The 15,351-nt window shown below is 63.6% G+C and carries 10 protein-coding genes; 5 read left to right on the top strand and 5 right to left on the bottom strand.

Features of this window, described 5'->3' with window-relative positions; all coding sequences use genetic code 11:
• Positions 1-17: 17 nt before the first annotated feature.
• On the bottom strand, positions 18-2,387 hold the full coding sequence (locus tag CKO25_RS17380; RefSeq protein WP_200389215.1) for a hypothetical protein: 2,370 nt from the start codon (positions 2,385-2,387) through the stop codon (positions 18-20).
• Between the two features lie 461 nt (positions 2,388-2,848).
• On the opposite strand from CKO25_RS17380, the gene CKO25_RS17375 reads away from it, so the two are divergent.
• Positions 2,849-3,418 carry a carboxymuconolactone decarboxylase family protein gene (locus tag CKO25_RS17375; RefSeq protein ID WP_242467700.1) on the top strand — a complete coding sequence of 190 codons (570 nt, stop codon included), beginning with the start codon at positions 2,849-2,851 and terminating at the stop codon, positions 3,416-3,418.
• A gap of 65 nt (positions 3,419-3,483) precedes the next feature.
• Here CKO25_RS17375 and CKO25_RS17370 read toward each other — a convergent pair whose 3' ends face one another.
• On the bottom strand, positions 3,484-5,211 hold the full coding sequence (locus tag CKO25_RS17370) for a hypothetical protein (RefSeq protein ID WP_200389214.1): 1,728 nt from the start codon (positions 5,209-5,211) through the stop codon (positions 3,484-3,486).
• 414 nt (positions 5,212-5,625) lie between these two features.
• Here CKO25_RS17370 and CKO25_RS17365 point away from each other — a divergent pair, with 414 nt between their 5' ends.
• The 4 genes from CKO25_RS17365 (at position 5,626) to CKO25_RS17350 (ending at position 10,290) form a co-directional block, all read left to right on the top strand.
• Positions 5,626-6,654, top strand: a complete 1,029-nt coding sequence (locus CKO25_RS17365; RefSeq protein ID WP_200389213.1) for a hypothetical protein — start codon at positions 5,626-5,628, stop codon at positions 6,652-6,654.
• Positions 6,655-6,791: 137 nt separating this feature from the next.
• The gene (locus CKO25_RS17360; protein WP_200389212.1) at positions 6,792-7,892 is read left to right on the top strand and encodes an AAA family ATPase; all 1,101 of its coding nucleotides are present in this window, start codon (positions 6,792-6,794) and stop codon (positions 7,890-7,892) included.
• Between the two features lie 32 nt (positions 7,893-7,924).
• Complete coding sequence (locus tag CKO25_RS17355; RefSeq protein ID WP_200389211.1) at positions 7,925-9,316, top strand: vWA domain-containing protein; 1,392 nt, start codon at positions 7,925-7,927, stop codon at positions 9,314-9,316.
• 50 nt (positions 9,317-9,366) lie between these two features.
• Positions 9,367-10,290, top strand: coding sequence for a carbon-nitrogen hydrolase family protein (locus CKO25_RS17350; RefSeq protein WP_200389210.1), 924 nt, complete (start codon positions 9,367-9,369; stop codon positions 10,288-10,290).
• 19 nt (positions 10,291-10,309) lie between these two features.
• Here the strand turns inward: CKO25_RS17350 and CKO25_RS17345 are convergent, their stop codons facing one another.
• From CKO25_RS17345 to CKO25_RS17335, 3 genes are read right to left on the bottom strand one after another with little or no spacing between them, the layout of a single operon-like run.
• On the bottom strand, positions 10,310-10,918 hold the full coding sequence (locus CKO25_RS17345; RefSeq protein WP_200389209.1) for a biliverdin-producing heme oxygenase: 609 nt from the start codon (positions 10,916-10,918) through the stop codon (positions 10,310-10,312).
• Positions 10,903-11,925: an HD domain-containing phosphohydrolase gene (locus CKO25_RS17340; RefSeq protein WP_200389208.1), complete on the bottom strand. Its 1,023-nt coding sequence runs from the start codon at positions 11,923-11,925 to the stop codon at positions 10,903-10,905. Before CKO25_RS17340 ends, CKO25_RS17345 begins: the two co-directional genes overlap by 16 nt.
• A 2-nt stretch (positions 11,926-11,927) precedes the next feature.
• Positions 11,928-15,350, bottom strand: coding sequence for a PAS domain-containing hybrid sensor histidine kinase/response regulator (locus tag CKO25_RS17335; protein WP_200389207.1), 3,423 nt, complete (start codon positions 15,348-15,350; stop codon positions 11,928-11,930).
• Position 15,351 lies beyond the last annotated feature (1 nt).

Raw genomic sequence — 15,351 nt, 5'->3', positions numbered from 1 at the left:
CGTTCGCAACGCGAGCCTCAGCGCAGCGACGTGACGCGACTCTCGGCAGTGACGCTGCCGCCAGAGACGATTTGGCGCGCGACAGCTTCTGGCGGACTGCGACGGAATCCCAGTCGGGCGCAATAATGACTCGCGGGCGCCAAGCGTAAATGACTGGGCAAGCGGTCGTCGGGGCGGGTCAGGGCGCGTGGAACCGGGACGAGGAGATCTTCCCGTCCCGGCCGCCAACGGGTGACATCCTGATCGAGCACCGACAAGACGCTGTCCTCCTCGCCCCCAGAAGCCAGCCCCGTCCGTTTCCAGGCGCACGCGTCGCGCTGGCGTTGCCATTGGAATCGATGCGGCGGTGCCGCCGGATGAGCCGACGTCAACTCCCATGCCTCCCGCGCGAGTTGCACCTCGAGGTCGGCACGACTCAAGACCCGAGTCCGCCCGGCGGTGTCGAGGAGTTGCCGGCATGAGGCAACGATCCGGGGGTCGGCGATGGGATAGACGAACACCTCGCCGAGGGACGATGTCGCCCCGCCGGTTCGACGGCAATGTGCCATGCGGCGAATCAGTGCGTCGAGCCGTGTCTCCTCACTGATCAAAACATCCACATCGAGATCCAGACTGATCTCGCACAGGGGACTGGCGAGCAGCAGCAGCGGCCCCCGATCACTCGCGCACCACCGGATCATTTCAGCGGCGCGTCGTTCCCGATCCGCGCCTCGGAAGCGACTGTGGTAGCAGACTGGGTCATGGGCTTGCAGCTGTTCCGCCAGGGCCTGACAGCGCTCGACGTCATTGACGACCCAGAGCACGCGTGCACGGCGCCTCAGCGCCCTCTCGGCGAGTTCCTTCGCCGCACCCGCATCGGCAACCGCCGCGATGCGATAACGGGGCCGGCGCGTCTGGCGCCAATCGGCGCGGCGGGCCCGGGATGCGCGTGGAACAACCGCCAAACCCGCCGCCACGAGGCGCTCGACACGCTCTGTCGAGAGATGCGATGCCACCGCGAGCAAGGGCAGATCAAAGGTGTCGAGGAAGCGCGTCAGGCTGAGGAAACGACGCTGATCAAGCCCTTCGACCCCGACGACGAGGATGCTGTCGACCAGCAGCGGCAGCAGGCAGGCACTGCGGTAGTCCCGCTCGAGCAGCCCAAGCACCTGATCCAGCGAGGTGGTGATCGCGTGCCGCCCCCAGAGCCGCAGTGCGAAGAGACGGGCCTGATACGCCTCATGACGCTCGGACGGATGATCCGCGGGATTTGCGAAGAGACCAAGCAGACGATCGGCCGCTTGGGACCCAGAGCACGCCGCGTCCGCGCCCAGTGGCGATGTCTCGAGTAGCAGGTCGGCCCCTCCTTGCACATCATTCATGACGATCGGCTCGAGAAACCAAACCCGCCGTGCTGACCTGCCGCCGAGCCGATCCTGCACCCAGCGTGCGATCTCCTGCGTGCGTTGCGCACGGTTGGACTCGAGCAAAAGCGCTCGCGTGGCCCGACCCGTAGCCGCGGAGGATCGCACGACCGGCCCTGGTGTCCCTGGCGCCATCGGCGAACGCGGCGCCTCGCGAACCGCGCACCCGGCGGCATGCCAGCGTGACCGGTCAGGCCGCGCCACGTGCGCGGGTGCGTGGTGGAAGGTCTCGGCGAGCCAGGACTCGACCTCGAGTTGGTCACGCGGCAAACATGCCGCAACCGTATCGGCGGCGATCAGGGCCATCGTGAGCGCCGAGAGGATGGGCTCGCACTCGGTTGGGGTCTTCAGGATCGTCTTCTCCAGTGCGGCAACAGCCTGATTCAGGTCAGTGCCGCGCCGATGGTCCCAGGTCCAGAGCGTCGGAACGGTTGGTGCCTTGGGCAAATCGAGATAATTCGAGACGTAGTCGAAAAAATTGCGCAAGGTCTCCGGGCGCCCCACAACCAAGCAACCCGGCTCGCGCACACCATGAGCTGTCTCCTGTGCGTCGCATCGCCCCGTCCTGCTCAGATTCAAGGGTTTCAGGCGATGCGCGGCGATTGCACTGATGAGGCAATCCGGCCGCAACAGCGGATTCATCGCCAGCCAATCACGAAACGCCGGTCGGGACAGGATCAAGGCACTGATCTGCTCATGACGCAGGGGTGTCGCGCTCGCCCGCCCATGGAGCACGGCCTCTTGATGGCTCACGCTGGCCTTGCCGATATCTTTCAACAAGGCCCCCGCAATCAGATTCAGGCGCAAGACTGGCCAACGCTCGGGGGGGATACGAAAGAACCGCATCCACGCCTCGCCAAGGGGGCTCGGATGGCTGGAGTGCTCGACGAAAAGTGACAAGGCGGCCCGCAGGACATCCACGGCGTGCGCCTCGAATGTCTTGGCCAGCGGACCATCAGCGGACAAACGTGTGGCGTAGAGCATCTCCAGGACCTCCATGAACGGCCAACCGCTCTCTGGCGCGAATGCGCAAACCTTGCCGTTGTTCGGGGACCCGGATCAGATCCGGCACCGCGGGGCATGGTCTTGCATGCAGGTCGGACTCATGACCCGCAAGCGCTGAGGAAGCGTTCGAGAACAGCCTGATCACAGATCGACACTGCGATCGATGAGCCGTTGTAGCATGGGGGGTGGCTCACAGATTGAGCCTGTGGAAAGAAGATCGCGAGATCATCGCCGGGGGGCGGGCCGAGGTGGACGGCAGTCGGCAGGCGCGAGGGTTGATCAATGGATGAGATGGATGGCTGGCGGATTCTCCGCGCGCTCGTCATGGGCATGATCACCGCCTATGATGGGCTGATCCATGACGCGACGGTCCTGTCCAGGTGAATCCCCTTGACCGTGCGTTCACTGATGCAGGCCTGACCGGAGGCTCAGTACCCGCGATGAATCAACATCCACCACAGCGCGTCATGACCGATACCGCGCACCGATTCCCTTGGTATGTCCGGATCTTTCTGGCCAATCAGCGTCGTCGCTACGGATGCGAACTGGAGCCCGCGCGCCTTTGGGGTCGCACCCCGAGGGTCTTCGCGGCCCTGTCATTCCTCTACGCCGCGCTCGAGCGCCGGCGCTCGCCGATCGAGCCGGCACTGCGATCCCTGCTGCGGGTCCGTGTCTCCCAGCTCACCTGGTGCGCGTTCTGTGTCGATATCAACGGGGCAAGCGGATTGCGGCAAGGGGTCACGGAGGCACAACTCAGCGCACTGGACCAGGCTGCGGAATCCGCGCTGTTCGACGACCGTGTCAAGGCGGCACTGGCTTATGCCGAGGCCATGACCAACTCGGATCGCGGGGTCGACGACGCGCTCTTCGCACGACTCAAAGATCATTTCGATGACGATGCCATCATCGAACTCACCGCGGTCATTTCCTATCAAAACATGTCGAGTCGGTTCAATGCCGCCCTTGCTGTCCCCGCGCAGGGCTTTTGTCAGAGGCCGCCAGCGGCATGATCTGATCCGCGCGCGTCGCGGACATCTCCCGTGCTAGAGAAGTGACCCCGCTTGAGCAGGCGCCCTCAGTCCGAGTCCCGCAGGAGATGAATCGGGGTGGCGGGCAGCCGCCAGGCATGCTCGTGACAGACACCCATGAGCAGACGCTGAATAGCATCCTTGATCCTGGGGCTGTCTGGAACGGCGTCGCCCTTCAGATCCACATGGATCAGATAGTTGATCGAGGCGTCGGCAACCGATTCCAAATGCACTCGGATCGCCTGAATCCGATCGGATGCAACCACCTCGGGCAACTTCTCGACCAGGCGCTCTTGCATTCGCGCTGGGATCTCGCTAGCCGCGAGCGCCTGGTGTTGGTAGTCGATCGCGAAGCGCGAGACGAGTCGGAATCGTTCGGAGAGACGCCGCGGACACAGGCCCACGAACACGGCGGTTGGGTAGACGACATCCGCGCCACCGAGTTCGCCCAGGTGGACCGCGCTCGGGCTCTGCCGCACGACCTGGCCGATCCGACCATCCGCCAGTTCGATCCAATCACCGCGATAGGTTGGAAACCAAGCCTCCTCGGCACCGTGCGGACGGGAATGAAGACCGACCAGCGCCTTCACTGGCAGTTCTTGAACCCCCCCGTCGAGTCTTGGATTGACCAGGCGCACACTGAAGCCGAGGACCTCCACATGGTAGGGCACCCCGTTGAACTCTAGGCGCTCACCCTCGCGCACGGTGCCAATGTTCAACACCAGCTTCACGGTTTCAATCTGACTGGGCAAGGTCTTGATACTGGCCCAACCGATTCCGATCAGGAAGATAATGATGATGCCGAGCATGAACCAATCGCCGGCCATGTTGAACACCAGCATCATGGCGATCAGCCCACCGAGGACGCTGAACACATGGAGCAACAAGGTCGTCAGACGGCCACTGAAACGCGCGCCGGCGGCCTGATCAGTCGCTCTCGACACCAGCAAGCGGGATACCAGCGATGAGATGGCGCGCACCCCAAAGAACACGACACTGAATGCAGTGACCGCAAGCACCAGATTCATGCCCCGGGTCTGAAAGAAGTTCCGGGCATAGGCCGTGGTTTCATCCAAGACCGACTGTCGCTGTTCGAGGCGATTCTGGAGTTGCAGGTCGAGCGCGGTGTAGTTGTTTGCGCTATCTCTTGCGATGCGTTGCCAGTACTCCAGGCGCTCTTCAAGACGCAGGCGCAACGCCTCGGAAGGGGCCTCCCCGAGCAAGCGCTCTAGGCGTGCCACTGCCTGCTCCGCCAGTTCTTTCCGTTCTCTGACTTGTTTCAGCTCGGCGCGCAGGTTGCCGATCTCTCGCGACTCCGCCGTTGCGCTCTCGAGTTCCGCGAGGATCGGCTTGAGCAGCTTGCTCAGCTCCTCTTGCCAGTCGAACGGTTGTTCGGTCACGCCCATGAAGGGGCGCAGATCGATCTCGAGCGCAAACCGCTCGAACTGCAATCGCTGATCGGCAAGCTGCTCCCTGGATTCCCGCAGATCATCCGCGAGCGCTTGTCGCGTTACATCATCTTCTGCGGCAATCAGGCGCCGTTGAATCTCATTGACCTGCCGCTCTTGACTGCTGAGCGCCTTGTCCAAGGCCTCGAGTGATTGCAGCGCGGCATATTCACGCGTTTCGAGTGGATGCGCGAAGGGCGCCGGCGCAGGCGGCAACAGGGGTGCGGTCGGTGGCACATCCTCGGCGATCGTGCCGAGGGGGGAGCCGATCAGGAGGAGCAGGAGACAGTGGGCAAGATGTCGCGGGAGCGGGAGTAATCGGGGCATGATACCTCGCTGAACGAAGAGAATAGCGCGAACGGGCGAAAGATTGCGCCCTGATGGGTCACCGCGCCGCCTCGTTCGCCACCGACGGGTGTCAACCATTTGAATCTCTCACTGAAATCAGGGTAGCGAGTGCAGCGGGAGGACGCAAGTGAACGGCTGGCGCATGCGCCATTCGACCTTTCGTTTTCCAGCGCCCAGGTGTTGGCCCGGTGATCAGTCGACGCGCTGCGCTCTAACCCACTACCGCCGAGAGCGCCCAGCCCTCGGCAAGGTCCTCACCTTGGATAACCGGATTCTGAACGCTGTTGCACACAGGGTTGCAGGCTGTAGAGTTGGGGCTGACCGATTCAGCACCCACATGTTTGCGGTGGTCACCCCAGCCTCCAACCACCGCCTTGCCAGCGAGGGCGCATCATGACCGCACAACCCTTGACCCACCATGAAATCATGACGCTGGTGGAGCCATTCACGCGTCGCGGCCGGCATGTCGATCTCGCGGCGAGTGAGCGGATGGAGCGCCGCCTCGCGTTTAAGCCCATTGAGCACGCTGCCCCGCATCCCTCGGCACCGATCCTGCGCGACACCCTCTTGCTGGAGCAGCCACGCGAGGACCGCTACCGCTTGACGCGCTCACTGGCTCACCCCAGCGGACTGGTCGCTACCCTGGTCGGCGAGGGGTCGACCCCCGAGGTGCTCCTCACCAAGATCGAAGCCATTGATCCACACCGCCAGTTTCGTGCTCAATCAAACTGGGTCATCGCGCGCAGTTATCGTTTGGAGGCGGCCTCCGGTGCTCCGATCGATGCCGCGACGCCAACGCGACTGATCATGTTGCAGGGCGCGGCACAGGTTGATGGCCTGACCTTGACGATGAAGGTTCAAACCGGACGCGGCATGCCCGCAGATCTGCATCTGGACGCCGCGGAGGGTGATGAGATCGTGCTCCCCGAGGACATGCTCGCCGTCATCGGATGGGACTGGCGTCGACTCGCGCGGATGAAACAAGGCTGGCGGAGCACCGTGCGGCTGCGCGGCAACGAGCCGGATCGCAGTCGTGATGCGGAGGTCAAGCTGACCCGGACGGTCGAGCATCTGGCCGAGACACTCGCGCAGCCGCCGTCTCGGTATCATGAGCGGCTCACCCTGGCACGCTGGAATGTCGTCTTTCGGCGCGCCATTCCCCTGTTGATCGGGGTGGGATTGATCCTGGGCGCGCCGGCGGTGCAGTTCCTGGAACTGTCGGATGACTCGCTCATCCGGATGCTGATCTTCCACTCGCCGCCCCTGTTGATGATTCTGTTCTTCTCAATGCGCGAGATGCCGCGAATCGAGATCCCCCCCTTCCCCAAACCCCTAGCCGCCGAGGCCTGGCGCGCGCCCAAGCACCCATTGGGCGGTACGGCGCCGCACCTTGGGGCGTCCGGGACGGAGACCGTGTCCTGATTCGCCCCGCGCAGCGGTTCTGGCTCGAGGGTAGCAGGGCACGCAGGAGGACGCTCACGCCGTCCGCGGAGGCCCACGGAGCCCGTCATGCCGGCCCCTGAACACCGGCGCACCACCTCACAGAGATCCATCCCACGATGCTAGGCAACCCGATGAACATCCCGCCGGTCTCGATCGCTGCCGCCAAGGCGGCCTTGATCGAGCAGTACGCCAATCCAACGCTCAGACGTCGTGCCTCCATGCTCTGGGGCACGCGCGGGGTGGGAAAATCCTCGATCGTGCGCCAGGTCGCGGATCACTTCGAGGTCCCATTGGTGGATCTGCGTCTGACCACGATCGAACCGGTGGATATCCGGGGGGCCATCTATGCCGACGACACCCTGGCGAAAACGGTCTGGTTTCCACCGGAATTTCTGCCCTCGCCAGAGCAACCCAATGGCATTCTTTTTCTCGATGAACTGACCGCGGCCGATCAACGGCTCCAGATCTCAGCCTACTCACTGATCCTCGATCGTCGGGTCGGACACTATCGGCTGCCCGATGGCTGGCAGGTGATTGCCGCCGGCAATGCCAGCTATCATGGGGCGGTCTGTCACGACATGGGCACGGCACTCGCCGATCGCATGTTCCATTTCAATGTCCAAACCGTGATCGATGCCTTCCTAGCGCATGCGCTGGCGATGGATTTCGCGCCCGAGATCCTGGCCTACCTCAAGATCAGACCAGACAAACTCGATGACACCCAATCGCAACTCGCCAACGACCATCTGATCGGCGCGAGCCCGCGCGGCTGGGAGGATATTTCAAACGTGCTCAAATCCGGGCTGTCAGAGAACGCCAAACGGGTCTTCGTCCAGGGACGGATCGGCGCCGCGAACGCGGCTGAATTCTTCGGGGTGCTACGCGAGATTCAAGCCGGCGCCGATGTCATGCGGCTGCTCGCCAGCCGCCCCGGGGAGGAAACCGCCGCCTTGTTACCGACCACGCTCGATGGTCTCTATGGCATGGTCTACGGGCTGCTTGCCGCCTGCAGCGATGCGACCTCGCTCGGGCGTGCACTCGAGATCGTCGCGCAATTTCCAGACATCGCGAGTGACGTCCCCCTCCCGATTCGTGAATCCCAGACACTGGCGATGGAGCTTATGTTGCAACGGGCGCTCGAACAGGGGTTGGAAGCGACCGTTCTCGACAGTCCGGCCTATCAGGATTACGTCAAACAGCGCCACCGCGATGATTGAGCATCAGTCTCCCAAACCGAGTGAGACCGACCATGCCTGCCGCATCTGATCCCTATGCGCACCGCGGCACGCGGGCGATCCAGCGCATGGTCGAGTTCGCGCCCTCCACCGGCGGGCTGGCACTCTGGGTCAAGCACCAAGACCTTCCCGCGGAAATCAACCCTGGACTGATCGCGACCGACGGGGCGACCATTTTCTACGCAGCCGACTTTGAACGCCTACCCATCGCGGCCCAAACCGGTCTCGTCGCACACGAGGTGCTCCACATCGCCCTGCGCCATCCGCAGCGCTACTTGGAACTGCGCCAGCTCCTCGGCGACGTCGATCTGGAACTTTTCAATGTCTGTGCCGACGCCATCGTCAACAGCACGCTCAGTCATCTCAGCTGGTTGCAACTGCCCTTATCCGCGGTGCACCTCGAACAACTCCTGCTGAGCACCCTCGGCATCACCCAAGGGGTAGAGCAAGCCTTGCTCGAGTGGGACGTCGAGCGACTCTACCGAGCGATCGACGACCGACAACCCGCCACGAGCAGCCAGCGCGAGTCGAGCCGCCGCCGACGGGAAGGTGGACGCGGCGATCGCCGTCCCGGTGAGGATGGTCAGCGCGACGAAACGCCGAGCGACACCAGCAGGCACACCCAAACCCGTGAGGACGGACCCATGTCCGCGCGGGTCAGGGCCATGGGCGCCGAGACCCCGGTCGATCTCTTTCCTCAACCGGACGAGAGCGCCCATCCGGAACTCGAGGCCGAGCAGGCACGTGAATGGAGCGAGCGCATCCTGCGCGCCCACGCCGGTGACGGTGTCCACTCGATGTTGCGCACCCTGATAGCTGATCGCCCACGGGTGCGCACACCCTGGGAGCAGAGCCTGCGAACGCTCCTGGCTCGGGGCCTGTCGTTACAGCCAGACCTCTCCTGGTCGCGCCCCTCGCGGTCGTACCTTGCCAACCAGGGACGCATCGGGGGACGCCGCCCCGGCACTGTCGAGCGCCGGGTCCGCATGCCTTGGGAGCCCGGTATCAGCGCGGCGAAGGCGGTCCCGCGTCTGGTGGTGATTGTGGATGTCTCAGGTTCGATCGAGGATCCTCTGATGGAGCGTTTCGCCAGCGAGATCGAGGCGATCACCCGGCGCCTGGAGGCGGCACTCGTGCTGGTCATCGGCGACCGCCAAGTACAGCGTGTCGCACACTTCGAGCCTGGGCGCTCGGACCTGCGCAAGATCGCGTTCGAGGGTGGGGGTGGAACGGATTTCACGCCACTGCTGGAGGAGGCCGACCGTCATGGGCCCGATATCGGGGTGGTCCTCACGGATCTGGACGGACCGACACGCTTTCGGCCACACTGGCCCGTGATTTGGGCGGTGCCCGAGGGCATCGACTCACCGACACAACCCTTTGGCCGCAAATTGCTCTTGCATTGATCGGGCGTGACGGTCGCAACCCCCATGGCGAAAACGGATCCGAGTCCATCATGATCATCACAACCCACATCAAAACGACCGCCCCTGCCTTTGGAGAGGGAATCCGTCTCGCCATCGTTCAAGCGACCGGATCAGCCGGGACTCCCGAGGCGATCCGCGATAACCTGCGCCAACTCGCTGCGAGCACCGCCCTAGCATGCGCCCATGAGGCCCAACTGGTCGCCTTCCCCGAACTTTACCTCAGTGGCTACGCCGTCCCACCCGATCGACTGCACGCGCTCGCCATGGACACGACCGCCGCGCCCTTGCAAGAGGTCGCCGCGATCGCTGCCGAGCAACGCGTCGGCATCATCTGTCCCTACCCCGAACGGGCACGCGTGGCCGGTGAAATCCATTATTACGATGCCATCGCCCTGTTCGGACCGGATGGCACCCTGCTGAAGAATTATCGCAAGACGCATCTGTGGGGTCCGGATGAGAAACTGATTTGGAGCGCGGGATACCGCGAGCCGGAAGAGGGTCCGGCCTTTACCGTTCACGAGGTGAACGGCTTTCCAATTGGTCTCCTGAACTGCTACGAAGCAGAATTTCCTGAACTGACCCGTCAGCTCGCGCTTGCAGGCGCACGATTGGTCGTCATCCCGACCGCGGCGGACGAGTCGACCAAGCTCTCGACGGGCAAATGGACCTCGCCCCCCTACCCTGATGTCTCGAAGCTGATCATTCCCGCGAACGCTTGGATGAATCACTGCTTCGTCGCCTATTGCAACCGCTGTCTCGGTGAAACACTGGACGGCGAACTGGTCGGACGCTATCTCGGCAACAGCGTGGTTGCCTCACCTCACGGCGAACTCCTGGTCGCGGCGAGGAACGAGCCCACGCTCCTACTCGTTGACTGTGTGCCAGGTGACTTCGGTCCGACGCATCCCGAAAGCACGAACTACCACCAAGACAGGCGGCCGGAACTCTATTGAGGGGTGCCTCATCACCCCATCAGGCGCTGATCCAGTCACTGAAGCACCGAAAGGTCGCGGTGGCCGCGGTAACAGCGGTTGCCATCTCCGACTCACTGACGACTTGAGCTCGGAGCACGGTTTGAAAGGCCTGCCAGCGTTCACCGCTGCGCGTGCCGTAGCCGGCGTAGAAGCGACCGCCTGACGAGGGGCCCACGCCGAGACGCTGATGCAGGTGGCGGTGGATCACCTGTCCGCCAAGCGTTGCCCCCTCCAGCACATAGATCACACCGAGGGTGCCGGCGTCGTCCCGAAACGCCGGCAGCGCGGGGCACCGCGCCGCGGTCGTCTCCAGGTCCCGCGCCACCAGCCCGAGGTGGCGGAGGTCGGCGAGCAGCCAGTCGGATTTCACCCGCCGCGGCCAGTCAGGGAGCAGGCGCACGGCCTGCTCGCCAAGGCACGCCTCAAGCGGCTGGTAGAAGCCCAGCAGCCGCCAGAGCCAGTCACGATAGTCACCCAGGGTTAGGTTCGGGCGCATCACCGGGACCAAATGTTCGAGCGCACGGTGCTGTGCGGCCGTGTCCCTCCTCAGGCGCCAGCGGATGTCGCCGACCGTCACGGCACCGCTCGCCATCAGTGTTCCTGCCATTGCTCCCGGATTGCGAGGATCTCCGGCATGATGTCGAGGAACGCGCTCACCAGTTCGGGATCGAAGTGAGCGCCGCGCTCGACGTGGAACAGCGCGAGGGCCCGCTCGACCGGCCAGGGCTCCTTGTAGGGGCGCCGGGTGGTCAAGGCATCGAACACGTCGGCGATGGCAACGATGCGTCCCTCGATCGGAATCTCCGTGCCCCGCAGCCCCTGGGGATACCCGGTTCCATTCCATTTTTCGTGGTGAGTCAGCGCAATGCTGGCGGCCAGATCGAACAGACGGCTACCCGGTTGCTGCGCGCCAATGATCCTGGCACCGATCTCGGCATGGGTGCGCATCATCGCCATCTCTTCAGCATCGAGCCGTCCGGGCTTGCGTAGGATGGCGTCCGGGATGCCGATCTTGCCAACGTCGTGCATGGGTGCGGCACTGAGCAGCAGATCGGCGGCCTCGTCGGGCCAGTCGGTCGCCTTGGCCAGGGCCTGCGCGTAGTGCGACATGCGAATGACGTGCAGACCGGTCTCGTTGTCCTTGAACTCGGCTGCGCGCCCGAGCATCTGCAGCGTTTGCAGACGCGATTGAATCAGCTCATCGTGCAGCTGCTCCGCCGCCTTCGCCAAAGCTTCCTTCTGCTGAGCCAGCGCTAGGTGAGTCCTGACCCTCGCCTTCACCACGGCCACGCGCACCGGCTTGGTGATGTAGTCCACGGCACCCAGCTCAAAGCCGGTGCTCTCATCGGACTCATCGGCCTTGGCAGTACAGAAGATCACTGGAATGTCGCGGTAGCGCGGGTCGGCCTTGAGTCGCCGGCAGACTTCATATCCATCCATGTTCGGCATCATCACATCGAGCAGGATCAGATCTGGCGGCTGCTTCGCAACGGTAGCCAGGGCGTCGGCACCCGATTTGGCGAAGCTCAACGCATGCTCACCCTTGAGGATCTGGCGCAGGAGGTTGAGGTTCGCCGGCTCGTCGTCGACGATCAGGATGCGCGCATCGGGCATGTTCACTCCGTCAGCGTCAGATGAGTCTTCAGCGCACGGGCCAGTGCGGCGGCCTGACCCAATTCGAAGCTGTCCAGTGCCTCCTCCAACGGCTGAAAGCGCTCTGGCTCAAGGAACTCGCGCAGGATCTCGGTCGCCTCATCGTCCAGATCCGATTGCGCAAGCGCCGCGAGCAGCCGATCGAGCGCTGTCAGCGCCGCCGACAGGTCACTGCTGGGCGGCGCGGCTGGCGCACGCGCGTCCGGTGCCTGGGTTGCATCATTCCAAGCGGTGGTCAACAGCTGCAAGTCCGTCTCGAAGCTCCGCATGGCATCCGCCAGTTCCGCGATCTGTGCCGGCGCGGGACGTGCGCCGGCCTTGAACACCTGCTCGAATGCATCGCCCAGCGTCACCAGGCGCTGGATGCCGAGGTTGCCCGCCACCCCCTTGAGGGCATGCATCAACTCCACGCCCTGGACGGGATCCCCAGCATCCACAATGGCCTGAATCCGCGCCACGCAATCGCTGTAATCCTGTCCGAAACGCAGCAATGCTTTGCGATAGACGCCGGCATCGAGCCAGAGTGCCAAGCCGGCCTGGACGTCGATCAGCGTGCAGGGCAATTGCTCGATCCCCGTCGGTTGCGCCGATTCCTCGGGTCTTGGCGCGGCCTTGTAGGAGGGGAAGAAGCGGGCAATCTTGTCATAGAGATCGGTGAACTCAATCGGCTTCCAGGCGAACTCATCGGCACCGGCCGCCATACATCGCGCCCGATCCTCCTCGAGGATGCTGGCGCTGAGGACCACGATGGGAATGTGACCGCCTTGTTCGGCCTCCAAGCCGCGGATCACGCGCATCGCTTCCAGACCATCCATCGCCGGCATATGCACATCCATCAGGATCAGGTCGATTCCCCCACGCTGGAATTGCTCGACGCCCTCCAGACCATTGTTGGCGACGATGATCTCATGGCGACGTTGGCCGAGACGGAGAGTGATCAATTCCTGGTTGAGCGAATTGTCCTCGACCAGCAGGATCTTCAGTGGCCGTGTCCAGAGCCCATCCTCGCGCTTGTTCTGCTCACGCGATTCGCATTCGCCCACAGCGGGCGGCAGCGTCACGGCAAACTGAAAGTTGCTGCCGACGCCCTCCTCGCTGTCCACCCAGATGGAGCCCCCGAGGGTCTCGATCATGGCCTTGCTGATCGCGGTGCCGAGACCCGTTCCCCCGAAACGCCGCGTGGTCGATTGATCCGCTTGCGAGAAACGCTCGAAGATCCGACCAATGTGGTCCTGGCTGATCCCGATGCCGGTGTCGATGACGCTGAAATGCCAGACCCACTCATCCTGTCCGGGATGGATCGCCAGGGTAATGCTGCCCTGCTCGGTGAATTTGACGGCATTGCCGAGCAGATTCAGCAGCACTTGGCGCAGCTTGGAGGGATCACCGCGCACGCAAGCCGGCAGATCATCCGACAACCGTAAGTGCAGATCGAGACCTTTGCGCTGAGCATGCACCGCAACCAGTTGCACGACCTCCTGAGCGAGCGCCAGCGGATTGAACGGCAGCCGCTCGATTTCCATCTTGCCGGACTCGAGTTTCGAGACATCCAGGATGTCGTTCAGAATGGTCATCAGTGATTTGGCAGCGGTGGTCACCGAGCGCAAGAGCTTGGCCTGCTGACGGTCCAGCTTGGTCTCCATCAACAGCTCCGACATCCCGATGATGGCGTTCATCGGTGTGCGGATTTCATGGCTCATATTGGCCAGAAAGGTGGACTTGGCATGACTCGCCTGCTCCGCGGCCTCCTTCGCCGCGCGCAATGCATCCATCAGCCGTACCTGGTCGGTGATGTCTTGCAGCGTACCGAGGATCCGCTGTGGGGTACCATCGGCGGCACAGAACAATTGTGCTATGGCCCGGACCACCCGCTCCCGCAGGTCGGCGCGGATGATGCGGTATTGCAGCTCACAGCGTGGGCGTTCCTGGCTCAACCCGATGACAGCAGCGAAGACCTCGGCGCGGTCGTCCGCGTGGATCAGATCGTAGAGACTGTCGCGCGCGGGGAGAAACTGCTCCGACACCAGCCCAAAGATATCGTAGACATTCGGTGACCAGGTCACGGCGTCCGTGGTCAGATCCCAGTCCCAACTGCCAACCGAGGCAATGCATTGCGCGGTCTCCAGACTGGCGCGACTGTACTCGAGGTCGCGGGTACGTTCGCGGACCTTGGACTCGAGTTCCTCGTTGAGCTGCTCCATACGACGGGTGTAGAGTCGGGCATCGGTCACGTCGCGCGTGGTGAACAGGGTCCCCAAGCGGCTCCCGTCCGCGGCCAGGACTCGAGTGATCTGATTCTCGAACACAGCGTCCGCGTTGTGAGGCAGACCATTGACCTCCCAGGTAGACTCCTCGGCGGTCTCGATCGCGGCCACGCCCGGCGGCAGGAGTGGCAGACGTGTCTGCAACACCTCGAACGGGCGCCCCACGACCTCGGCCTTAGGCACGCTGAACAGCGCGGCCGCGGCGGGGTTGAATAAGGCGACGCGGAACTCGCTGTTCAAGGCCAGGATCCCGAGGTGTTTCGAGGACTCGAGAATACTGTTCAAAAAGGTGCTCTGTTCGAGAACCTGCAGCTCGGCCTGCTTGAGCGCGCTCACATCCTTGCGACTGATCAGCACACCGGCCAGTTCGCCCTGCAGACGTCGCGCGGTGACCAGAAACCAGCGGGTGTCCCACGCGAGTGGATCCCGCACCTCCAGTTGCACCTGGTCCTCGGCACCGTCCTGCACCCGCTGAACACGCTCGGCGAAGGCTTGTCCCCCGAGTGCCGGGTCGTCGATGTCGGCGATCAACTGATAGAGATTGTGCTCGAGCCAGGCCGACTCCGTGCCACGCCCGGAGCCCTTGACGGTCTCGTAAGCCAGCCAGGCCGCGTTCACCAACAGGATCTGACCGTCGCCATCGGCGACCAGGAAATGGGTATCGGCACCTTGGGTCAGCGCCTGCAACAGGCTGGTCGTCAACTCCTGCTGCTGGCGCAGGCGCGCGACCTGCTGACTGGCCTGGCGTTCGGCGGTGATGTCCACCCACACTCCAACCCGTTGCGACGCGCCCTCATGATTGTCCTGCTGGCCGGTGTCGCGGATCCAGGCCTCGGTGCCATCGGCCTTGCGGATGCGGAATTGGACGCGGTAACGGCCGTCTTGTTTGAGCTGATTGGCGATCAATCGGTCGGTGCGTTTACGATCGACGGGCAGCATCAGGTCGTCCAGCGTCAGCGCCTCTGCACCCGAGAAGCGCTCGGCCGGGTAGCCGGTCAGAATCGCGATGTCGCCAGTCATACCGAGTTGGCCGTCGGCGGAACGCCGATAGTGCAAGAAGGGGCCGAAGGCCCTGCTGAGCAGATTCGCTGGTGGCGCCAGGATCGCGTCACAGGCTTGCATC

This window comes from Thiocapsa imhoffii (genome assembly GCF_016583985.1).
GTDB classification, from domain to species: Bacteria; Pseudomonadota; Gammaproteobacteria; order Chromatiales; family Chromatiaceae; genus Thiocapsa; species Thiocapsa imhoffii.
Note: the sequence above shows the minus strand (reverse complement) of the source record. Positions and strands in the feature narration are given on the sequence as shown.

Bases quoted from the DNA above. Each gene is read 5' to 3' on its own strand.
- CKO25_RS17380 (WP_200389215.1), bottom strand. From the start codon at position 2,387: ATGCTCTACGCCACACGTTTGTCCGCTGATGGTCCGCTGGCCAAGACA.
- CKO25_RS17375 (WP_242467700.1), top strand. From the start codon at position 2,849: ATGAATCAACATCCACCACAGCGCGTCATGACCGATACCGCGCACCGA.
- CKO25_RS17370 (WP_200389214.1), bottom strand. From the start codon at position 5,211: ATGCCCCGATTACTCCCGCTCCCGCGACATCTTGCCCACTGTCTCCTG.
- CKO25_RS17365 (WP_200389213.1), top strand. From the start codon at position 5,626: ATGACCGCACAACCCTTGACCCACCATGAAATCATGACGCTGGTGGAG.
- CKO25_RS17360 (WP_200389212.1), top strand. From the start codon at position 6,792: ATGCTAGGCAACCCGATGAACATCCCGCCGGTCTCGATCGCTGCCGCC.
- CKO25_RS17355 (WP_200389211.1), top strand. From the start codon at position 7,925: ATGCCTGCCGCATCTGATCCCTATGCGCACCGCGGCACGCGGGCGATC.
- CKO25_RS17350 (WP_200389210.1), top strand. From the start codon at position 9,367: ATGATCATCACAACCCACATCAAAACGACCGCCCCTGCCTTTGGAGAG.
- CKO25_RS17345 (WP_200389209.1), bottom strand. From the start codon at position 10,918: ATGGCAGGAACACTGATGGCGAGCGGTGCCGTGACGGTCGGCGACATC.
- CKO25_RS17340 (WP_200389208.1), bottom strand. From the start codon at position 11,925: ATGCCCGATGCGCGCATCCTGATCGTCGACGACGAGCCGGCGAACCTC.
- CKO25_RS17335 (WP_200389207.1), bottom strand. From the start codon at position 15,350: ATGCAAGCCTGTGACGCGATCCTGGCGCCACCAGCGAATCTGCTCAGC.